Origin of the sequence: Nostoc piscinale CENA21 (assembly GCF_001298445.1) — a bacterium.
GTDB lineage: Bacteria > Cyanobacteriota > Cyanobacteriia > Cyanobacteriales > Nostocaceae > Nostoc_B > Nostoc_B piscinale_A.
In genome coordinates this window covers 1,163,148-1,182,362 of record NZ_CP012036.1, presented here as the reverse complement: position 1 = coordinate 1,182,362, position 19,215 = coordinate 1,163,148, and the positions used below count along the sequence as shown (strand labels likewise).

The 19,215-nt window shown below is 40.1% G+C and carries 21 protein-coding genes and 2 pseudogenes; 13 read left to right on the top strand and 10 right to left on the bottom strand.

Going from position 1 to position 19,215, the window contains the following annotated elements; translation table 11 throughout:
• Positions 1-101 precede the first annotated feature (101 nt).
• A complete protein-coding gene (locus ACX27_RS32755) occupies positions 102-242 on the bottom strand; it encodes a hypothetical protein (RefSeq protein ID WP_062289360.1) in 141 nt (46 codons plus the stop codon).
• 398 nt (positions 243-640) lie between these two features.
• Here ACX27_RS32755 and ACX27_RS05290 point away from each other — a divergent pair, with 398 nt between their 5' ends.
• The 4 genes from ACX27_RS05290 (at position 641) to ACX27_RS05275 (ending at position 5,712) form a co-directional block, all read left to right on the top strand.
• A complete protein-coding gene (locus ACX27_RS05290) occupies positions 641-1,597 on the top strand; it encodes an SGNH/GDSL hydrolase family protein (protein WP_062298160.1) in 957 nt (318 codons plus the stop codon).
• Between the two features lie 1,484 nt (positions 1,598-3,081).
• On the top strand, positions 3,082-3,792 hold the full coding sequence (locus ACX27_RS05285; protein WP_062289358.1) for a LabA-like NYN domain-containing protein: 711 nt from the start codon (positions 3,082-3,084) through the stop codon (positions 3,790-3,792).
• A gap of 89 nt (positions 3,793-3,881) precedes the next feature.
• Complete coding sequence (locus ACX27_RS05280; RefSeq protein ID WP_062289355.1) at positions 3,882-4,592, top strand: response regulator transcription factor; 711 nt, start codon at positions 3,882-3,884, stop codon at positions 4,590-4,592.
• Between the two features lie 13 nt (positions 4,593-4,605).
• Positions 4,606-5,712, top strand: coding sequence for a sensor histidine kinase (locus ACX27_RS05275; protein WP_062289352.1), 1,107 nt, complete (start codon positions 4,606-4,608; stop codon positions 5,710-5,712).
• 393 nt (positions 5,713-6,105) lie between these two features.
• Here the strand turns inward: ACX27_RS05275 and ACX27_RS05270 are convergent, their stop codons facing one another.
• The 3 genes and pseudogenes from ACX27_RS05270 to ACX27_RS05260 all read right to left on the bottom strand — a co-directional run bounded on the left by ACX27_RS05270 (position 6,106) and on the right by ACX27_RS05260 (position 8,259).
• On the bottom strand, positions 6,106-6,333 hold the full coding sequence (locus ACX27_RS05270; RefSeq protein ID WP_062289349.1) for a DUF4327 family protein: 228 nt from the start codon (positions 6,331-6,333) through the stop codon (positions 6,106-6,108).
• A 323-nt stretch (positions 6,334-6,656) separates the two neighbouring features.
• Positions 6,657-7,527: pseudogene (locus tag ACX27_RS05265) on the bottom strand (polyphosphate kinase 2 family protein).
• Between the two features lie 243 nt (positions 7,528-7,770).
• Entirely contained in the window at positions 7,771-8,259 is a 489-nt protein-coding gene (locus ACX27_RS05260) for a hypothetical protein (RefSeq protein WP_062289346.1), read from the bottom strand.
• 158 nt (positions 8,260-8,417) lie between these two features.
• Between ACX27_RS05260 and ACX27_RS34835 the strand changes: the two genes are divergently transcribed.
• Positions 8,418-8,543 carry a hypothetical protein gene (locus tag ACX27_RS34835; protein WP_256364386.1) on the top strand — a complete coding sequence of 42 codons (126 nt, stop codon included), beginning with the start codon at positions 8,418-8,420 and terminating at the stop codon, positions 8,541-8,543.
• A 169-nt stretch (positions 8,544-8,712) separates the two neighbouring features.
• Complete coding sequence (locus ACX27_RS33380) at positions 8,713-9,099, top strand: DUF4277 domain-containing protein (protein WP_235526511.1); 387 nt, start codon at positions 8,713-8,715, stop codon at positions 9,097-9,099.
• A 496-nt stretch (positions 9,100-9,595) separates the two neighbouring features.
• On the opposite strand, the gene arfB is transcribed toward ACX27_RS33380, so the two are convergent.
• Positions 9,596-10,009 carry an alternative ribosome rescue aminoacyl-tRNA hydrolase ArfB gene (gene arfB, locus ACX27_RS05245; RefSeq protein WP_062298159.1) on the bottom strand — a complete coding sequence of 138 codons (414 nt, stop codon included), beginning with the start codon at positions 10,007-10,009 and terminating at the stop codon, positions 9,596-9,598.
• Positions 10,010-10,359: 350 nt separating this feature from the next.
• Between arfB and ACX27_RS05240 the strand changes: the two genes are divergently transcribed.
• Positions 10,360-11,709 (top strand): 16S rRNA (cytosine(967)-C(5))-methyltransferase, encoded by a 1,350-nt coding sequence (locus ACX27_RS05240; protein WP_062289341.1) that lies wholly within the window; start codon positions 10,360-10,362, stop codon positions 11,707-11,709.
• A 57-nt stretch (positions 11,710-11,766) separates the two neighbouring features.
• The gene (locus ACX27_RS05235; RefSeq protein WP_062289337.1) at positions 11,767-12,189 is read left to right on the top strand and encodes a tellurite resistance TerB family protein; all 423 of its coding nucleotides are present in this window, start codon (positions 11,767-11,769) and stop codon (positions 12,187-12,189) included.
• Between the two features lie 104 nt (positions 12,190-12,293).
• On the opposite strand, the gene psb35 is transcribed toward ACX27_RS05235, so the two are convergent.
• The 3 genes from psb35 to ACX27_RS05220 form a co-directional block, all read right to left on the bottom strand.
• Complete coding sequence (psb35, locus tag ACX27_RS05230) at positions 12,294-12,521, bottom strand: photosystem II assembly protein Psb35 (RefSeq protein ID WP_062289333.1); 228 nt, start codon at positions 12,519-12,521, stop codon at positions 12,294-12,296.
• A 302-nt stretch (positions 12,522-12,823) separates the two neighbouring features.
• Entirely contained in the window at positions 12,824-13,669 is an 846-nt protein-coding gene (locus tag ACX27_RS05225) for a M56 family metallopeptidase (RefSeq protein ID WP_062289330.1), read from the bottom strand.
• A complete protein-coding gene (locus ACX27_RS05220; RefSeq protein ID WP_062289328.1) occupies positions 13,670-14,089 on the bottom strand; it encodes a BlaI/MecI/CopY family transcriptional regulator in 420 nt (139 codons plus the stop codon).
• 201 nt (positions 14,090-14,290) lie between these two features.
• On the opposite strand from ACX27_RS05220, the gene ACX27_RS05215 reads away from it, so the two are divergent.
• From ACX27_RS05215 to ACX27_RS33375, 3 genes are all read left to right on the top strand, one after another.
• Positions 14,291-14,926: a Uma2 family endonuclease gene (locus tag ACX27_RS05215; protein ID WP_062298157.1), complete on the top strand. Its 636-nt coding sequence runs from the start codon at positions 14,291-14,293 to the stop codon at positions 14,924-14,926.
• Positions 14,927-15,065: 139 nt separating this feature from the next.
• Complete coding sequence (locus ACX27_RS05210; RefSeq protein ID WP_062289325.1) at positions 15,066-15,803, top strand: 2-phosphosulfolactate phosphatase family protein; 738 nt, start codon at positions 15,066-15,068, stop codon at positions 15,801-15,803.
• 769 nt (positions 15,804-16,572) lie between these two features.
• Positions 16,573-16,725 (top strand): ribbon-helix-helix domain-containing protein, encoded by a 153-nt coding sequence (locus ACX27_RS33375; protein WP_062289322.1) that lies wholly within the window; start codon positions 16,573-16,575, stop codon positions 16,723-16,725.
• An 80-nt stretch (positions 16,726-16,805) separates the two neighbouring features.
• Here the strand turns inward: ACX27_RS33375 and ACX27_RS05200 are convergent, their stop codons facing one another.
• Positions 16,806-16,994, bottom strand: coding sequence for a CopG family transcriptional regulator (locus tag ACX27_RS05200; RefSeq protein ID WP_335337762.1), 189 nt, complete (start codon positions 16,992-16,994; stop codon positions 16,806-16,808).
• Between the two features lie 307 nt (positions 16,995-17,301).
• Between ACX27_RS05200 and ACX27_RS05195 the strand changes: the two genes are divergently transcribed.
• On the top strand, positions 17,302-18,117 hold the full coding sequence (locus ACX27_RS05195) for a hypothetical protein (protein WP_062289316.1): 816 nt from the start codon (positions 17,302-17,304) through the stop codon (positions 18,115-18,117).
• 116 nt (positions 18,118-18,233) lie between these two features.
• Positions 18,234-18,455, top strand: a complete 222-nt coding sequence (locus ACX27_RS05190; RefSeq protein ID WP_062289313.1) for a hypothetical protein — start codon at positions 18,234-18,236, stop codon at positions 18,453-18,455.
• 38 nt (positions 18,456-18,493) lie between these two features.
• Here ACX27_RS05190 and ACX27_RS30660 read toward each other — a convergent pair.
• A pseudogene (locus tag ACX27_RS30660) lies at positions 18,494-19,212 on the bottom strand (IS1 family transposase).
• Positions 19,213-19,215: the final 3 nt, after the last annotated feature.

Sequence of the window (19,215 nt, the reverse complement as noted above, 5' to 3'; positions counted from 1 at the left end):
ATTACTATGTCTCAAATGGACACTGGGCAGCAGCGTAAACCTAAGTTTTGCTGACATTCTGCCCATATCCAAATGAACACTAATTTTTCAGCACTGGTCACTTAATTTAAGGCATAAGCAGCTTGCAACGCCCAAATAATTAGACCAGCAATCGAACCCAAGAGCAAAACTGTAGAAATAGTCACTACTTTGGGGGAGTCTGCACCCTCAAATTTCATAATTCCTCTATTTAAGTCGGACATCGCGTTTAATCCTCCTTCGTTAGAGTCCTAATTTGTCCGTTTTGATTGTAGTCCTTCTATTAGCAAAACAAGTTAAGGTTCTGCTTTTATTTTGTTTAAGCTTTGCAACGAATACATCCCTAAATTTACTTACGTCGCTAGTGTTAGTAGCTCAGTTTATACAGATAAGGCAGGAGGTAGGAGGCAGGCAGGAGAAAAACAGCCTTTGCTTTTGTCCCCTGTTTCTATTTGAGAATTACTGGGTAAGAAGTGATCAGATTAGTTTTTAAATACAAATTTTTTCAGTAAATTTACGAGTTGATATATTTATCTTTTTTGAAATAAACACTGAAAAAATAGAGTATAGTTAATTACTTTAATTGAGTAAATATAAATTATTTATAGGTGAGGATTCAGCAGTGAAAGTAGTAATATTCGTGATTTTGATCGTAATAGTGCTACTGGTAATCATCGAGATTGGGTTGCGATCGCTTTTTGGTTTTGGTAATCCCTTAATTTACATTGGCGACTCCCAGATAGGTTACTTGTTAGCACCAAATCAAAGCACGCGCCGCTTTGGGAATCGCATTGAAATCAATGAATTTTCGATGCGTAGCAGTCCCATCGCCAAAATCCCTGCACCGCAAACTTTGCGCGTCCTGTTGTTAGGAGATTCCATTGCTAATGGTGGCTGGTGGACTGATCAAAAAAATACCATCTCCAGCTTAATCATGAATTCTCTCAAATCAGAGATCACTGACAAATATCAACAGGTGGAAGTTTTGAATGCTTCGGCTAACTCTTGGGGGCCAAGAAACGAATTAGCTTATTTGCAACGATTTGGCAATTTTTCAGCCCAGGTAGTAGTTTTATTAATTAATACTGATGATTTGTTTGCCTATTCTCCCACGGCTTTACCAGTAGGCCGCGATCGCAACTATCCAAAGAAGAAACCGCCTTTAGGACTAGTAGAAGTGTGGCAACGTTATGCAACTAAACAACAACCAATTCCCGAATTGCAAGCACTCCAAGCCGAACCAGGCGATCGCGTCGGTATAAATCTACAAGCAATCAAGCAAATTCAAGCGATCGCAACTCAACACCAAAGTAAATTTCTCTTAGCCATGACTCCCTTACGGCGAGAACTAGGTAAACCCGGCCCCCTTGATTACGAAATTACCGCACGTAAAAGATTGAGTGAGTTTACCCAAACCCAGCAAATTCTCTATATAGATTTTCTGCCGCTATTTAATCAAACAAACAACCCGCAAGCTTTATATCATGACACCATTCACATGAACTTGCAGGGTAATCAATTCGTGAGTGAAGTAATTGAGCGATCGCTTTTAGAAGTTTTGGGACGAGAAAGCATATAAAACCCTTAGACTGGAAGTCTAGGCTATATAAACAAAGCCTGCCTATCGCGCTTGCGTTCCGCTTGGCGCACCACGCAGGCTAATTATATATTCGATTTGGTATTACCCCCTGCTCCCTGCCTCCTGCGGTCTTGATGATCAATCTTTTACCAGACAAGATATTCAAGATATTACCCACCTACACCCATCTCCACTAAATATAAAAAGCGCCAGTTAAAGCGGAATCAAACTGGCGCGATCGTGTTATCGGTTTGTTAGCGTGTTATAAACAAAGTGAATTAAACAGAAAACAAAGCTATATTTCTGGAGAAATGACTTGCTTTCCGTTATCAGTTTACCTAAAACAAATTAGCTTAGAAAAACCGTAGTTTTCCTAACATTTTCCTTTAGGTACAAATTATTGACAGGATAGCATAAGAATTAGAAAACATGAGAAATATTCTTAGTATTTCTTAATGTATTGTCTAGATAGTAATTTAATTTACTAAACAAATTTATATAGCAATACCAATTGTTTTAAAAACATCTCTCTCCCTTTTCTTCCGTGTCTACCTTGTCTCTCTAGTATCTTCTATTGATATCTTAAATAAGATAAATTTATTTATGGGTATTCTCTCCTGCCTCCTTAAAAAAAATAACCTCCGGGGTCAAGTAACCACTGGAGGAGATGAGCAAAGACATTTTGTGGACTAGTCTTGATATCAATTTAGCCCTATTAATCAATCAATGAACTCCATCTTAAGAACAATTAAAGGTTAAGTTGATAAGTGATTTTGACAACAATTTGATTAACTGCTTATTTGACTGATTATGTCAAAAATTACCCTATAAACAGCAAATATTCGTAAATATAGCTGTAATTGTTTTTACGATTAATTTTAAACAATTATAAAGCCAATCATCCTAAATATATATTTGCCATAATTTTTGAGTATATTTCCCCGATAAATCAGAGGTTTGGTATTTTTGATATATGTGGATATCAATATACAAAGCTAGAGGTGATTGTGGGATTTTGCCATTCAGTTGTACAATAAGTTATAGATGCGATCGCTCTTCGCTATTCACCTTACAACAAACTGCCTTTGAGCAATTGTTAGCATCCTGTGGTAAGTTGAGATGCAGAGGGAATAGATAAAGAGCCTTATATTTTTAGGCAAAGGGAATATCTCGTAAAACTCGCTCTGATGGGAATTAACAACTCTAGAGCGTTTACCTTTGGAATCTGCAAAATTAACACAATTTCTGTGTCTCAAGCTCATCCAACTAAGTATTAATTCATTAGTCATTTTGCTGGTTAAGCTCATCAATATTCATGACTAATGACATCACACAAACTCTGCAAGCCAATGTGCGACTTAGATAGATAACAGCTTCAACACAAATAATTCCACATCCTTTGCTGCTAGGTAAATTAACTAGCACAAATCATACCTGGGTAATTTCTCAACAATCTTCACAAATTTAAAATTTCCGAGGAGTCAATGACTTTCACTAATTTTACCAAAGCCAACAACGTATATAAACACTTGGAACTAGAATCGCCCTCATCACCAAAGATGGTCTTGAAAAATCCTGCCAAAAGTGAACATTATCAAAATCGAGAACCGAAAACCAACACCTCAATAATTAACGGATTAAACCGTGGGCGAGTTGCTATTTTTATTGATGGTGTGAATCTATTTCATGCAGCTTTACAACTAGGAATTGAAATCGACTATCTCAAATTACTTTGTCGTTTAACCTCTGGTTCGCGGCTGTTGCGGGCTTTCTTTTACACAATCGTTGATGTTGGCAGACCCGCTCCCACACGTCCACGAGCGAATGACAAACAACAAGGCTTTTTGTTTTGGATGCGGCGCAATGGTTATCGAGTAGTGACTAAAGAAGCACAACCGACAGACAATTCTAAAAAACCTAATTTGAATGTAGAAATTGCTGTCGATATGATCACTTTAGCCCCCTATTACGATACAGCCATTTTAGTCAGTGGCGATGGCGCTTTAGCTTATGCTGTGGAAGCTGTCACTAGTAAAGGTGGTCGAGTTGAAGTTGTGAGTTTGCGACCCATGACTAGTGATAGCTTGATTGATGTAGCTGACTACTTCCTTGACCTCGATAGCATTAAACAGGAAATTCAAAAAGACTCCCATTTAGGTTACAACTATCGATCGCTTTCTAATTCTCATCTGTAAAATCTGTTACTCATCACCCATCGCAGGTTTTTAGAGTACAATGCAAGCCAGGAAATAACTCTGCGTATTCCGTTGAATTTTTAATAGCGATGGATATTTTAATTGTTGAGGATGAAGCTGAAATTGCTCAGTTAATCCAACTGGCTTTAGAAAAAGAAGGATTTTCTTGTCGTGTTAGCCGTGATGGTGTCAACGCCTTGCGGATGTTTCAAGAGCAAGCACCGGATTTAATTATTCTCGACTTAATGATTCCTGGGTTGGATGGCTTGGAAGTTTGCGCCAGAATTCGGCAAAAACCAGGAAGTAAAGACCCTTATATTTTGATGTTGACCGCCAAAGGCGAAGAAATTGATCGCGTCATTGGATTATCTACTGGTGCGGATGACTACATGGTTAAACCCTTCAGCCCCAGAGAATTAGTTGCTAGAGTCCGGGCGTTATTGCGGCGGAGTCTGCGTCAAGGCGGACAACATCAAGTTACACGGACGCAAAACTTTATTGTAGATATTGAACAACGCACCGCTTCTCGCCAGTTAAATTCCCAAGAAGCAGAAATTCTCGACTTAACCAACCTAGAATTTAATTTATTAAGCACCTTTGTCAGTAACCCTGGACGAGTTTGGAACCGCACTCAACTAATTGATAAACTTTGGGGCGATGATTTCTTCGGTGACGAGCGAGTTGTTGACACCCATGTAGCGCGGTTACGCAAAAAAATTGAACCTGATCCAGCTAACCCCTCGTTTATTAAAACTGTTGTTGGGGTAGGTTATAAATTTGAAGACTCTCCTGTAATGTGAGCGTGATGAAATTATGAGTTGGCGTTGGACAAAATCCTTGCCTTTGGCATCACGTTTATTTGTTTCCCACTTGGTAGTGATGATTGTGGGGGTAGTCAGCTTTGTGATTATCAGCAAAGTTTCGTCACCCCGTTTTTTTGTGCTGCACTTAGAACGACTACAAAGCCAGGGATTGGATTTAATTAATGTTCGGACTGAACTAGTAGAAGGCTTTGAAACAGCTTGGCGACGCAGCACAATTTGGTCGGTAATTGTTGGTACTACGGCGGCGGGAGGATTGAGTTATTGGGTTTCTAAAAGAATCATGCAGCGTTTAACTGAAATGGAACAAATTACCCAAAAGTTCGCCGTTGGTGAGTTAGATGCACGATTACCTCTGTCTGATATTCCTGAACTAAATCGCTTGGGTACTAGTTTTAACCGTATGGCTGCAAGTTTAGAGGGTGTAGAAGCTCGACGGCGAGAACTAATTGGTGATATGACTCATGAACTGCGGACACCGCTAACAGTTGTGCGTGGTTACTTAGAAGAATTGGCAGATGGTGTAATAGAACCTTCGCCGGAAGTTTATCGACGTTTAGTCAAAGAAACTAGACGCTTAGAAAGATTAGTCAATGATTTGCAAGAACTTTCTAAGGCAGAAGCCGGTTATTTACCAATTAAAATACAGCCAATAAGTTTGCGCCCTTTGTTGGAGTCTTTGGTAGAAAGATTCAGCGAACAATTGTTAGAAGATGGGCCTGTGTTGCATTTGGATTTTCCTGCACAATTACCAATGGTGTTGGCGGATGTCGATCGCACTGAACAAGTGTTAGTCAACTTGCTAGGCAATGCCATCCGCTACACTACCAAAGGTACAATTACTCTGCAAGCTTGGCCCGAAGCCTCGAAACTTTGGATTGCTGTGATTGATACAGGTATCGGCATTTCCCCTGAAGATTTACCCCATGTATTTGAACGCTTTTGGCGAGCTGATCAATCACGCGATCGCCATTCGGGAGGAACTGGTATTGGGTTAACTATTTCTCGGCACTTAGTGGAATTACAAGGCGGAAAAATCCAGGTAGAAAGCGAATTAGGAATTGGCAGTACATTTCGTTTTTGTCTACCTTTGGCTTAAGGGCTGTTTGTTACAAAGCTTGGAAAGAACTAGCTTTATCCTCAGCACTCAGGGACTTCCGGAAAATAAATTATTCAATTTAATCAGGTAATATTTTTTATCTCCCCTCTGCTCCCTGCTCCCCTGCCTACCCCATCAATAGGATATTTTTGTAATTGAAAATCCCTCAGCACTCAGCACTTTAATTGTACAAAGAATTGACACAAGCTAGTCGCATGACTGTCATACACAATTGATAGCTTGAAGATGTGCAAAATAAAGTTTTAATTTATTTTTGAAATGACTACTCTTGTTCTGGCTTCTTGTTTAGTGAGTTTACTAACTATTTCTGGATGGGCTGCGATCGCCTATTTATTTCCATCAAATCATTCCCAAGATCAATAATTGGGATAATCAACTGCCGTCCTCTTCCCAATTTTCGCTACCTAACAAGTCAATAATTCTATCTCTGAGCAGAAATTCGTTTTTTTCTAGCTCAAGTTCAAACACACCCCATTCACGTTCAGGGATATACTTACACAAAGCATAAATTGGTCGCTGACGGCTAATAAGTCCCTTTTTAACCAGTTGACGCGCTTCTTCTTTAATCAGTTCAATGTCGTATTTAACAGCAGTATCCATAACTAGTTCCTTTGTTTATAATCAAGGAATTAAATGCCAAGATCAGCAATACTTGGTCTTTATTTTAAAATTATCAAAAAAAGTTGAGAAAATTGTGAAGAAATACATCAATAAAGCTAACTCAAGCTGTGTAATTGAGGAGATTAGTTTAAATTCATAAACATATCTAATTAATTTTTATTTTAATCAAGTCACACGTAGATAAATTCTGAATATCTACACTCTGCCCAGAATGACATATTTACACAAACTTGTGATCAGCCTCTAGGTAGAGCAGATTTAGAAAAGTTTATGTAGATTGATTAAATTGATACAATGATGAGCTATTCTTCTTGCTCTAAGGCAAACTTTGCTTGTAGAAGATGTTGTTGCGCTTCTTCATTGACGGTAGGGTATTTTAACTTGAGTGACTCTAATTTAGAACAGATAATATCAGCGACTACCATCCGCATAAACCATTTGCGATCGGCAGGAATGATATACCAAGGCGCGTATGTAGTACTAGTGTGATGAAAAACCTCTTCATAAGCGGCCATATAATCTGACCAAAACGCCCTTTCTTTCACATCATTAATTGAGAATTTCCAATTTTTCTCAGGAGAATCAATTCTTGCTAAAAATCTTTTTTTCTGTTCTGCTTTCGAGACATTCAGAAAAAAATTTGAGAATCACAATTCCATTATCTACTAAATATTTTTCAAAGTTATTGATTTCCGCAAAACGCTGTTGCCAGATTTTATTACCTTTTGGTAAGTGAGGAAGTTGTTGCTTTTGCAAAATTTCTGGATGAACACGCACTACTAATACTTCTTCATAATAAGAACGATTGAAGATGCCAATTCTACCTCTTTCCGGCAAAGCTTTCATTGATCGCCATAGGTAATCATGGTCTAATTCTTCACTACTGGGAGATTTGAAACTAAAAACTTGACAACCTTGGGGATTAATCCCAGACATGACGTGTTTAATTGTGCTGTCTTTACCAGCCGCATCCATCGCCTGAAAGATAATTAGCAAGGCATAGCTATTTTGTGCATACAGAATATCTTGATACTTGGCTAGTCGTTCAATGTCTGAGCGTAACTTAAGTGTTGCATCATTGCGGTTATGGTAATTAGCAGTATACGCAGAGTCATAATCTTTTTGCAGAGAAACCTTAGCACCTGGCGGCACAATAAAAGCATCATGATTCATATATAATTAGCCTGCGAAGGTAGGCTTTGTTTGTATAGTCCCAGACTTCCAGTCCGAGGGGTTTATTTTAATCAGGACTTACGCACCAAGATTGTCTATGAAGATTGGGTGTAAGGGTGTAAGGGTGTGTGGCGGAAGGGTTTTAGATACATACACCCCTATACCCCTGTACCCCTACACCCTCGCCAAAACCCTTGATTTTTCATTTTTATGCGTAAGTCCTATTAATTTGTACCAACATATTTACCATTTTTTTGGCTTTTTTAGCTTGACAGTTGGTCGCATTGTTTCTCGACCAATCATAAACATTCCCGCTATCCCAAAGCACACAAACCAAACATATTGATACCAATATTTGCGAATTTGTCCCACTGTACTCAGTTCGGGATGCAGCGTGTTCAAGTACAGCAGCAACACTAAAATCATCAATGCGCCAAAACCTACAAAGCATAAACCCACGCGTAGCCGCACGGGTTGTAATTCCCAGTCACTAATTTGTTCGAGGTCAATTTTTGCCAATTCTTGCAAAGATGTTTCCGCAACAGTTGAGGCTTCTTGCATTCTGTTACTTAACTTTGGGGGCAGAATCGGCACTAACGTTGCTACCGTAGGGCGGCGTAGTAAAGCCTCGGTATCTCGTAACAATTCTAATGGTTTACGTGCCGTTACTGATTGAGCAAATTCTGTGTTGCTTGGAGCAGTTGTAGTGGTAGCTTTGCCTTCAAAATCCATAGCAGGCTATAGAAGTAAGAGGATACAAATAGCCTAGCGAATCAGTTGGAGTCACGCAAATGTGTTTTTCTTACTGAGAGACCATAAATTTCTGGAATAGCTATTTACACTGTTGTAATCAAAGTAGTAAAGATTTTCTGAACAATCAGTGTAATATTATGTCACGTCCGCAACCACGTAAGAAAGGTAAGCCACGTCAAACGGAACCTGGCGCTATTCGGTTTAGTGGAAAAATTGACAAAATCAATCAACAGAAATCGAACGAAATTAATAAACCCGAATAATTTCGTATAAAACTTAACTTACTATAGCAATCATACTTACTAAAACTTTTAATTTTTAAAATATTGGGTTTCTTCTCTATCTAGAGACGCAAGTATAACCGCGTCTCTTTTTTATTTTTATATCTGGATTCCGCAGGTAAGTGAGGAGATTAATGGTATTTTTTTATTCATGACAGCATCAGCCTCACAAATAAGAGTACAAGATATTGAGAACTGTGGCATAGTCGCAGGAATCATAGACCAAATGTGTTTGGTAGAGCAAATCAATCAAATACTAGACACTCATCATCAAGAAATAGTCAGCCCAGGTCAAGCAGTAAAAGCAATGATTCTCAATGGCTTGGGTTTAGTCAGTGCGCCACTAGATATATTTGAAAAGTTTTTTGTAGGGACAGCCACAGGGTGCCATGTTGTTTATCTCCCCTCTTACTCACCCGATCTCAATCGGATTGAAAAGTGTTGGGCATGGCTCAAAAGTATGATTCGTAAGTTGTTACCCAAATCCGATAATCTACGTGATGCAATTGAAACCGTTCTCAAGCAAGCAGCGTCCTAACTCATCTGGCTACGGCTATATCAACAATAGCAATAAGACCGCATTCAACGCGAATGCCCCAGGCTGTCTTGAGTCTGGGGCTTTTGTGTTTGCGGTTTCTATTCACAGAAAAAAGCCCGGAATTCTCCAGGCTAATCAATATAATCCACTTCAATGATATAGCCATGCGAATTGAAAAAAAGAATTCATCCGTACCTCCCAAGAAAAATTTACCTCCTGGGAAGTCTGCTTACCTATTCCTTGCCCTGGTTGCGTTCGCTCATGTTGTTACCGCCGCGTTCTCTGGTTGTAACCCCGTTAGCTTTTACCTGCGGGGATTATGAATTGAGTACCAGTTTGAAAAGGGGGCTTGTCAACTTCCGCCAGATCAACAGCAGAAGTAGGATGAGTTAATCAAGTGTCCAGTGGTGCAATTACTTCACTGCTGGACATCTACAATTTCTTAGAGGAAAAAGGAGTGATTGTCCTCAGAACTTTTCTCTAGCGGTATCAGATTTTAATCAATTACCTGCCTTCTCATTGACTTAATTTGACTACGCTTAGTTTTACTGTCAAGACGTTTTTTTTGAGAACTACGAGTTGGTTTGGTGGGTTTGCGGATTTCGGGCAGTACAACTGCGCTGAGTATGAGTTGTTTGAGTCGTTGCAAAGCTTCTTCCCGGTTTTGTTCTTGGCTACGGTGTTCTTGAGCTTTGATGACAACAACCCCATCCTGAGTGATGCGTCGGTCGTTTAGCTTGAGAAGTTGCTGTTTATAGAAAGCAGGTAGTGATGAAGCTTCAATGTCAAAGCGTAAGTGAATGGCTGTAGCAACTTTGTTGACGTTTTGACCCCCGGCTCCTTGAGAACGAATCGCGCTAATTTCGAGTTCGTTATCGGGGATGATGATTTTATTCTTAATTTGCAGCATAACTTTACTATAAGCCCGAAGCCGCAAAGAAAGCAGGGCAGTTAAACGTTGCATGTCTACTGTATTTCTGGAATTCGTAATTTAGGCGGTGTAGTCCTTATTAGTCAAGCAACTTATAAATAACTTCTATAAATAACTAGGGGAAAATTACCCCAACAAAAGCCCAGTCATCCAAACTGGGCTTTTGGTTTAAGGCGATGTTTGTGGAAAAATCTTGCTGAGGCGTGAGCCAATTCGCTCCAGTTCTTCTTTGATAACAATTAGAGATTAATGGCGGTAATTCTACTTGTGTGTACCATACTGATAGAATAATACAGCCCTGCCGAGTCACCGGGGGTAGATGAAAACTTATGACTAACCCCCGCCAAATAGCTTTTGTGGCTTTGCGAGATGTTCACAAAGGGGCTTATGCTGATGTTGCCCTAGATAGAGTGTTGCGAAAATTTAAATTGCCAGATAGCGATCGCCGTCTAGCGACAGAATTAGTTTATGGCAGTGTCCGCAGACTACGCACTCTTGATGCTTTAATCGACCAACTCGCCACGAAAAAATCTCACCAACAACCGCCAGAACTGCGTATCATTCTGCATCTCGGTTTTTATCAACTGCGCTACCAAGAACGCATTCCCCCTTCAGCAGCTGTCAATACAACGGTAGAACTTGCGAAAGCCAATGGTTTTTCGGGACTCACGGGTTTTGTGAATGGTTTGTTACGTCAATACATCCGTCTCAGCGAAAAATCCCCCGAACCTCTGAAGTTACCCGATAACCCCGTTGAACGCTTGGGAATTTTGCATAGTTTCCCCGACTGGATAATTCAAGTTTGGTTAGACCAAATTGGTGTTGCGGAAACCGAAAAACTCTGTGAATGGATGAACCAAACACCGACAATTGATTTACGCATCAACCCACTACGCACCAATTTAGAACAAGTAGCCACAGCTTTAGAATCTGCGGGAATTTTAGCTCAAAGAATCCCCCATTTACCCCAAGCTTTACGGTTAATTAGCAGTACCGGGGCGATGCAAAATTTACCAGGGTTTACGGAAGGTTGGTGGGTTGTCCAAGACGCAAGCGCCCAACTGGTGAGTCATTTACTTGACCCCCAACCGGGTGAGTTGGTGATTGATACCTGTGCAGCGCCTGGAGGAAAAACAACACACATTGCAGAGTTGATGCAGGATCAAGGTAAAATTTGGGCTTGCGATCGCACTGCTTCCCGATTACGAAAACTCCAAGAAAATTCGAGGCGGCTAAATTTGCAATCAATTGAAATTTGCACTGGCGACAGTCGTAACTTGCCGCAATTTTACAATATTGGCGATCGCGTGTTATTAGATGCCCCGTGTTCTGGTTTAGGAACCTTACACCGCCACGCCGATGCACGTTGGCGACAAACACCAGAATCTAGCCAAGAACTTTCACAACTGCAAAAGCAATTACTGTTCCACACATCGAATTTTGTTAAAAACGGTGGTTTGCTGGTTTATGCTACCTGTACACTGCATCCAGCCGAAAATGAAGCGGTAATTTCTGAATTTTTAGCTGAAAATCTGCAATGGCAAATTGAACCTCTCGAAGCAAGTTCACCCTATTCTGTGTATTCCACACCCCAAGGCTGGCTGAAAGTCTGGCCGCACCGTTGGGACATGGATGGATTTTTCATGGTGCGCTTAAGAAAAACTAATGATTCCGAGTGATTACTGCCAGGGATTGTACCATTTGATGGAAGCCCCAATCTCCCACAGGAGGCAGCAATGGTTACTGATTCCAATGTAAAGAACTTAGTTAAAATCTTGATTGGAGCCGCTTGGATTGATGGGATAATTCAACCAGAGGAACGACAGTATCTCCGCGAAATTGCACAAGCAAAAGGTTTGGCTACCGATCCAGAAATTAAGCCTTGGTTGTACGAATTAGTACCCGTGCAACCCAAGGAGTGTTACGCTTGGGTGAAAGAATATCTAGGCGATCGCCCAAGCTTAGAAGATTGCGAAAGTCTGATTGAAGCCATTAGCGGCTTAATTTACAGCGATGGCGAAGTCGCAACTGAAGAAGCCAGACTCCTGACACAGCTCCAGGATTTAGCTGCACAAGATTCTGTCCAACAACCAGTTCATAATGCGTTGCTTAAACAAATCCAAACGCTCTATCGTCGTTGGGTCGAGGTGCAGAATTAGTTCTTTAATGTCTATAGTCAAGAGTCCAAAGGCAAAAGTCAAAAGTCTAGATTTCCCAATCTAAAACTTTGAGCATTGACCATTGACTGTTGACTATTGACTAATTATGCTTTCGGTTCACCTACACCGGGAGTTTCTTCTTTTTCTACTTTGGGTACAAAGTCAGGACGTTCTTTACTTTCCCAACCAACTGGGCGTTTAGAGTTGTACCAAGCAATAGAACCAATGGTAACAGCAGCAATAAAACCAACTACATAAACCAATGTAAAAGCTAAGGGAAAATGCTCTCCGCCTGTGGCTACTGAATCTGCTGCCTGCATTAATATAAGCATGAGTATATGTTCCTTTTTTACGCAACACTACTTAAGACACTATAAAAATAGAGTATCACTTACATCCTCCCCAAGTTTGAAATAGTTGGTCTTTCAGTAGATACAGAAGAAGTTAAACCTTTACAGTGCAAAGGTTACAAAAAATTATCGATAAAAAAATTCTGTATATATAGCAGGGGAGAGGTGAGAAGTGATAGGTGACTGTGTTAAAAGCTTTATATTCAAATTTGTAGAGACGTTGCAGACAACGTCTCTATTTGGGTTAAGAATAGGAAAATGATTTTTGCAAGCAACTCCATACTTTATGTATGAAATAAAACAGTTAATAATGGGATAAACGCTAAGATAAATCCTTGCCAAGCCTGCCAGTTCATCGCTAATTTTGGCTCTGGTGGTGCGAGTAAAGCATCGATTCTTTGTTCCAAGCGATCGCCTAAACTACTACCCAAAGCCGCACAGCAAACCTCAGATTCGGGTAGCACAGAAGTTTGACTCACAACTAACACTAACGATTCTGCTAACAGCAGTGGATCAACTTGGGCAGCAGCGTAACTATCCGCCCGTAGTTCGCGCAAAACTAATAATTCTTGCCACAACGCATCTGTATTAGGTAGCCAAGCCGTACAAGTACGCACCCAACCCAACCAGAAAAACCAAAAGGTATCGCGGTAATAATGGTGTCCTTGCTCATGGGCTAAGACACTTTCAATATGAGCAGGTGAAAGATTTTGGAGCAGTCCTTGGCTAACTACTAGTTCTGGGTGCCAAAAACCTATTTGACCAGCAAATAATGTTGATGTATTGATCAGTCTGACTAATTTACCATCAAGATTAATCAAGGGAGAATGACGGGCAGATTCTACAGATTGCCAACCTTGGATAGTGAGTTTCAGACACAAAAAAGCAAAATAACCGAGAGCGATCAATGCTAAGTCGTAGCTCAACCAGCCTGTGTAGACTCCGCCCATTTTACCTTGCGGCCCCATACACAGCAGGGCGATCGCAGTCATAAATATCAACAAAGGCGGAAACAAAAAGATAAATAGAGCTTTCCGCCAGCGCAGATTCCAATTACCTGGAGTATTCACCCAAGAGCATCTTAATATCCAAGAAACTGCTACAGCCGTCAAAATCATGATTAGGTGCATTTATTGTTCCTCCCTAGCTTGGCGTGCAGCTTGAATCCGCTTGGCTATCGCTTCGATTTGCGCTTGGGCTGTTTCATCCAGACTATCAGCAAAGGCCGCAATCACATCGGGATTACCCACTGCGAGAAAGCGTTGTAGTTGATCATGAGCTTTAATCACCTGCGCCTGTTGTTTACTGAGCAAAGGTCGCCAATAAAAAGCTCGTCCTTGTTTATCGCAGGCCAGCCAACCTTTTTCTGTGAGCCGACGCAGCACTGTGGTGACAGAAGTATAAGCCAATTCTCGGTTAGGATCAGCCAAAATGCGATCGTGTACATCTTTAACTGTCGCGGAACCAAGTTCCCAGACAATATTTAAAATTTCTGCTTCCAAAGGGCCTACAGACAGTTGTTTTGGACGGTAATCGGGTAAAGGTGCCATGTCGATTTTAGATCCTAGAGTTTACATTGGCAGATTTGATGCAAAATTCCCCTCTTGATTGACCAAGGTAGAGTTATGATAAATCCCTTGTTGTTTACATACCTGATTCCATTAAATCAATCAAGCGATCGCACCTCTAAAAATACCATCGCAAATCTTCATAATCATTGTCCTTCACTACCACTCAAAGGATCTGCAATTATGTATGCCCTCGTCTCAATTGACAAAATTCAATTACCTGCTGGTTCCGTGGTGCGCCTACCTGCTACTTGGCAAGAGTATCAGCGCCTCTGTGAACAACGGGGAGATGGCTCAATTCCTCGCATTAAATATCGTGATGGAGAAGTATTACTAATGTCACCTTTGCCTGTACATGGACGAGATGCTCATTTGATTGCCAATATTGTTGTCACACTTTTAGATCACGATGACAAGGAATATGATGCGTTTACCCCTGTGACGATGACTCTACCCGAAGAAAGCGGTATTGAGCCTGACTATTGTTTTTATATTGATAATTGGCAAGCTGTTTCAGGTAAAAAGCGAATTGACTGGAGACAAGATCCCCCGCCTGATTTGGTAATTGAAATTGATGTCACTAGTTATTCTGATGTAGAAGATTATCTACCTTATCGTGTGCCAGAAGTTTGGCTATTTAAAAAACAGCAGTTATTAATTTACCAATTGCAGGGAAGCAATTACCAATTGCAAACCCAGAGTCGCTATTTTCCAGGGTTGGATCTGCACAGCGTTATTGCTCAGTGTGTGCAGATTGCTTATCAACGTAACACTAGTGCAGCCATTCGCCATCTTAAACAACAGTTAAATAACAGTTAAGGTCAAGGATATTTGCCCTCATTGACCAACACCTTGCCATAACCTCGAAAAATTCCTATTGCATGAATTGTCATTATGGCTGTTAACACAAATTAGAATGTATCTCGATAATAATATTTAGAGCAGGTGTATCCAGCGCGTGAAGTTATTCTTATACCACACTCCGGAATTAACTCCTAAAGATGAAATTCCAGACTGCGCGATCGCAGTTGATGTCTTGCGAGCCACTAGTACAATTGCCACAGTCTTAGCGGCTGGCGGCGAAGCAGTACAAGTCTTCAGTGATTTAGAAAAGCTCATAGAAATTAGCGAACAATGGCCAGCAGAAAAACGTTTAAGAGCCGGAGAACGTGGCGGAGCCAAAGTCACGGGCTTTGAACTCGGTAACTCTCCCCTAGACTGCACGCCAGAACTAGTGCATGGTCGTCGCCTGTTTATCAGTACTACTAATGGTACTCGTGCCTTACAACGAATACAAAACTCTCCATCTGTACTAGCAGCCGCTTTAATTAACCGCGCTGCAATAGTGGAGTATCTGTTAGAAAAACAGCCCCAAACAGTCTGGATTGTTGGTTCTGGGTGGGAAGGGAGTTTTGCTTTAGAAGATACAGTTTGTGCAGGTGCGATCGCTCATAGCATTATCGAAAAAACTCATGTGTCTCCAGATCAATTAGCTGGTAATGATGAATTGATTGGTGCGATCGCTCTTTACACCCAGTGGCAAGATAACTTGTTGGGATTATTCCATCATGCTAGTCATGGCAAACGATTATTACGCCTTGAATGTCATGAAGACCTGAAATATTGCTCCCAAACAGATATTTTGGATGTTCTACCCATACAACAGGAAATAGGAGTTTTAAAAAGCAAAAATTAAGCATTACTCAAACATCATCCAAAACATTCCCAAGTTTTTTCTGCTTTTTATCTTAGTATTATTTGGGAATCTTTCAGATGAGAATGTAATAAATTTATCTTTGCTGATCTATCTGGAAGCTTAATCTTTACGCAACGCTTTTTCTGTTTACATTCTTTTAATGATTAAAAATATCCCCGGTATTGATACCAGGGATATTTTATCAAATTATTTAATATAATACCTAGTTTTTATTTAAAAAACTTAACTCAAATACTTAAGGCGTAACTCAACACTAAATCAAAAACAGCCGTAATAGATATTACGCGCGATTTAAAACGGATTGGTAGGTAATTTCTCAATTTTCAACCTTACTTTTGCGCTTATATCTTTACTTAGGGCTGATTTCGCCATTTTAAATCCATAAAACAGCAAGAATTGGTCGCATTTTTCGGCTGGTTTTCGCAACAACTTGTGATGACATCATATTTGGCTGATAGTTGACTTGGATGGTAATATTCTCAATAAGAAATTTATTACTTGGCCTAAATACCAAGAAAAACAAAAAAGTTACGAGCAGTTTATGTACTCCGGCTCATAGCAATGCAAATAAACTTGTGTATCTTGTCTGAAGATAGCTGATGAAAGCAAATAAATGCTTTTCTTAACTACTTTCAAACAGATAAAAAAATCTCCGTCTAATTGTGCCGAAACGCATAATCAAGACAAGAGAATGGTCTAAATAAATGAAAATTTTCGTAATTTTATCTAATACAACCAGACTGATAGCATGAATAAAAAATGGGCGGTCAAGCGAATAACCATCAACTTGGCACTTAACGAAGCTAAGAACTTGGAAAAATATTGTGACCAGACAGGAAGACCAGCAACAGACGTAATCAGAGAACTGATTCGCGGATTGGCTACTACAAGGTCTGAGTAGGATTCAAGCTTGGTCTGTGTTTAAAACCATTGTATTGATAACTTTCTTGACTCTAAGTTTTTAGAGTTTTAGCAAAACACTTAGCTAACAGGTAAGCCTCGAATGAGTTCCTCAATCACATTCGAGATTGCTTGGCCTGTCTGTCCACAATATTTCTCTAGCGTTTGAGCTTCATCTGGAGTCAAGTCCACAGTTATTTGCTTGACTACTTGTTTTTTACTGGAGGTTGGAAAACTAGAAAATCCAAGCGCAGCTGTTCTATCCATCATTATTTTAATGTGTATGGAGGCTAATTAAGATATTGCCAAGACTGAAACATCTTGACCAGTGAAAATCAAGATTTTGAGCTTAAAGTTAAGCGTTGACTTATCTTCATTGTTAAGAAATTGAATTGAGAACTGAAAGAAATCAATCTTTTTGATAACTCACTTTAGATCAGTGAGTTAAAACAACAATACCTTCAAAAGTCTCATAATTGGGGCATTTAAGTCTTGTCATAGTCGAGTTATCCACATCTTTCGCAGTAGCATAAGTAGCTGACAAGATACTGGTAGATAGGGGATTATACAACGAACCATGCCTAATCCATTTTTAAATGAGCCGAACAAAGTAGAAGTTAAGACAGGCAACAATAGTTTGGTAGATCAACCGCCATCGATGAATAGTAGTGATTCCTTCACTCCAACAAGAATTGATGCAGATACCTTAAATAAAACCCAAAAGCTTTTAGATCGTGCCATTGTATCTGCTTGGTACGCAGTTAAATCAGAGCGACGACCACCAGCTTTAACTCCTACACGTTGGGTATGGCGACTTGCTGGTTTTTACCATCTGTGTCATTCAACACCACGACTAATGGAAGAAGCGCGATCGCGTTTTGCGGCGACCAATCGTCAGAGTTTGGCACAGTGGGCAGAACAAAAAGCTAGAGAAGAAGCAGGTCACGACATACTTGCACTCCGAGATATTCGCTCAATGGGGTATCAAGCTGAAGCTGTTGTGGAAGCACTTGTTCCTCCTGCGGCTCAAACTTTACTGGACTGTTTTAAGCAATGCGTACAAGACTCTGACCCAATTGCTTGTGTAGGCTATTCCTATACAGCAGAACGTTTAGGAATATGTATCGGAGAAGCTTACATCCAGAAAGTAGAAGCATTACTACCACCAGGTATCAAAGCCACCCGTTGTCTACGTGTACATAGTGCCATTAGCACCACAGAGGTACAGCACGTCAAGGAAACGGTGGCGATGATTGCAGGGCTAACTCATCAAGAGCGCGATTTAGTCGCACAAGCTTGTTACCAAGCTGCATTACTGCGTTTTAGCCCACCGCCAGAAGCTTACATAACAGATGAGGAGATTGAGAATGTCTTAAAGTCACTCAAACTGTAAATAAGCGCAGGTCAATCTGAGTAATCAACTGCTAACTGCCTAAAAAAAACAAAACTGAAATTTTGTCTGCAATTTTTAACAACATAGAATTCGGTGCAATTACTAAGGAGAAGACCATGAAAACGGCAACATCCCCAATCAAAACTCTCAAACAGCCATCTTCCACCCAAGATAATTCCGTGATCAAGCACCAAACTTTGAATACTCAGAATTCTAACAGTAATCTCAACGAAAATAATTTAGGAATATTAGATGACACAGACTTGGAACTAGAAAAAATTATGTTTGAAGAATTCGCACATGGTTTGCCCAGCGATATTCCTATGGCTGATTGGTAGTAGATGAAATTTTGGGCGTTGCTGAATCACAAGATGAATTATGCGATCGCTATATCCTCGCGGGGGCTTTGCTCCCGCATTGGAATACAACGATGCTGGAGATAATAAACTAACAATCTAATAGAGAGTTCCAGCATTTCTACTGACTTAGAATAACAAAAAGTCTTTCTATGTAATCGGGCTAAATAATGTCTTAATCTGCTATTTTCACCTTCTACTCGTGTCATATAAGTTTTACACACAAGATGGTCTTCTTGATTAATAAAACATGGATAAACCGGATAGCCATCCGTTACATAAAAATATGAGTTCCACGCTTTAATCCTCTGCCACAACTGTTGAAAAGTTTCTGAACTTCTATCTCCTAAAACCCATCCTAAAATCCCCGAAGTCTTGTGGTTGACTACACTCCATACCCAAATTTTGTTTTTTTTGACCCGACAAAAGTTTCTAATTCATCAATTTCAGTTATTTCAGGTATTTCAGCTGTTTCGGGATGTTCTGGTAACTGACCACCCATTTGTTTCACCCAATAAATTACTGTTGTATGATGTACTTTTTTTACTCTTTCTATGGCACGGAAACCAGAACCATTAACATACATTTCTAAGCATTCTCGTTTAATTTCGTCACCATAACCCTTTTGATTGTGATATTCAATAAATTGACGACCACAATCTGCACAAATGTAGTTTTGTTTACCTCTTTGTCTACCGTTCTTACGGATATGAGAGGAATTACAACGCGGACATTCCATGAA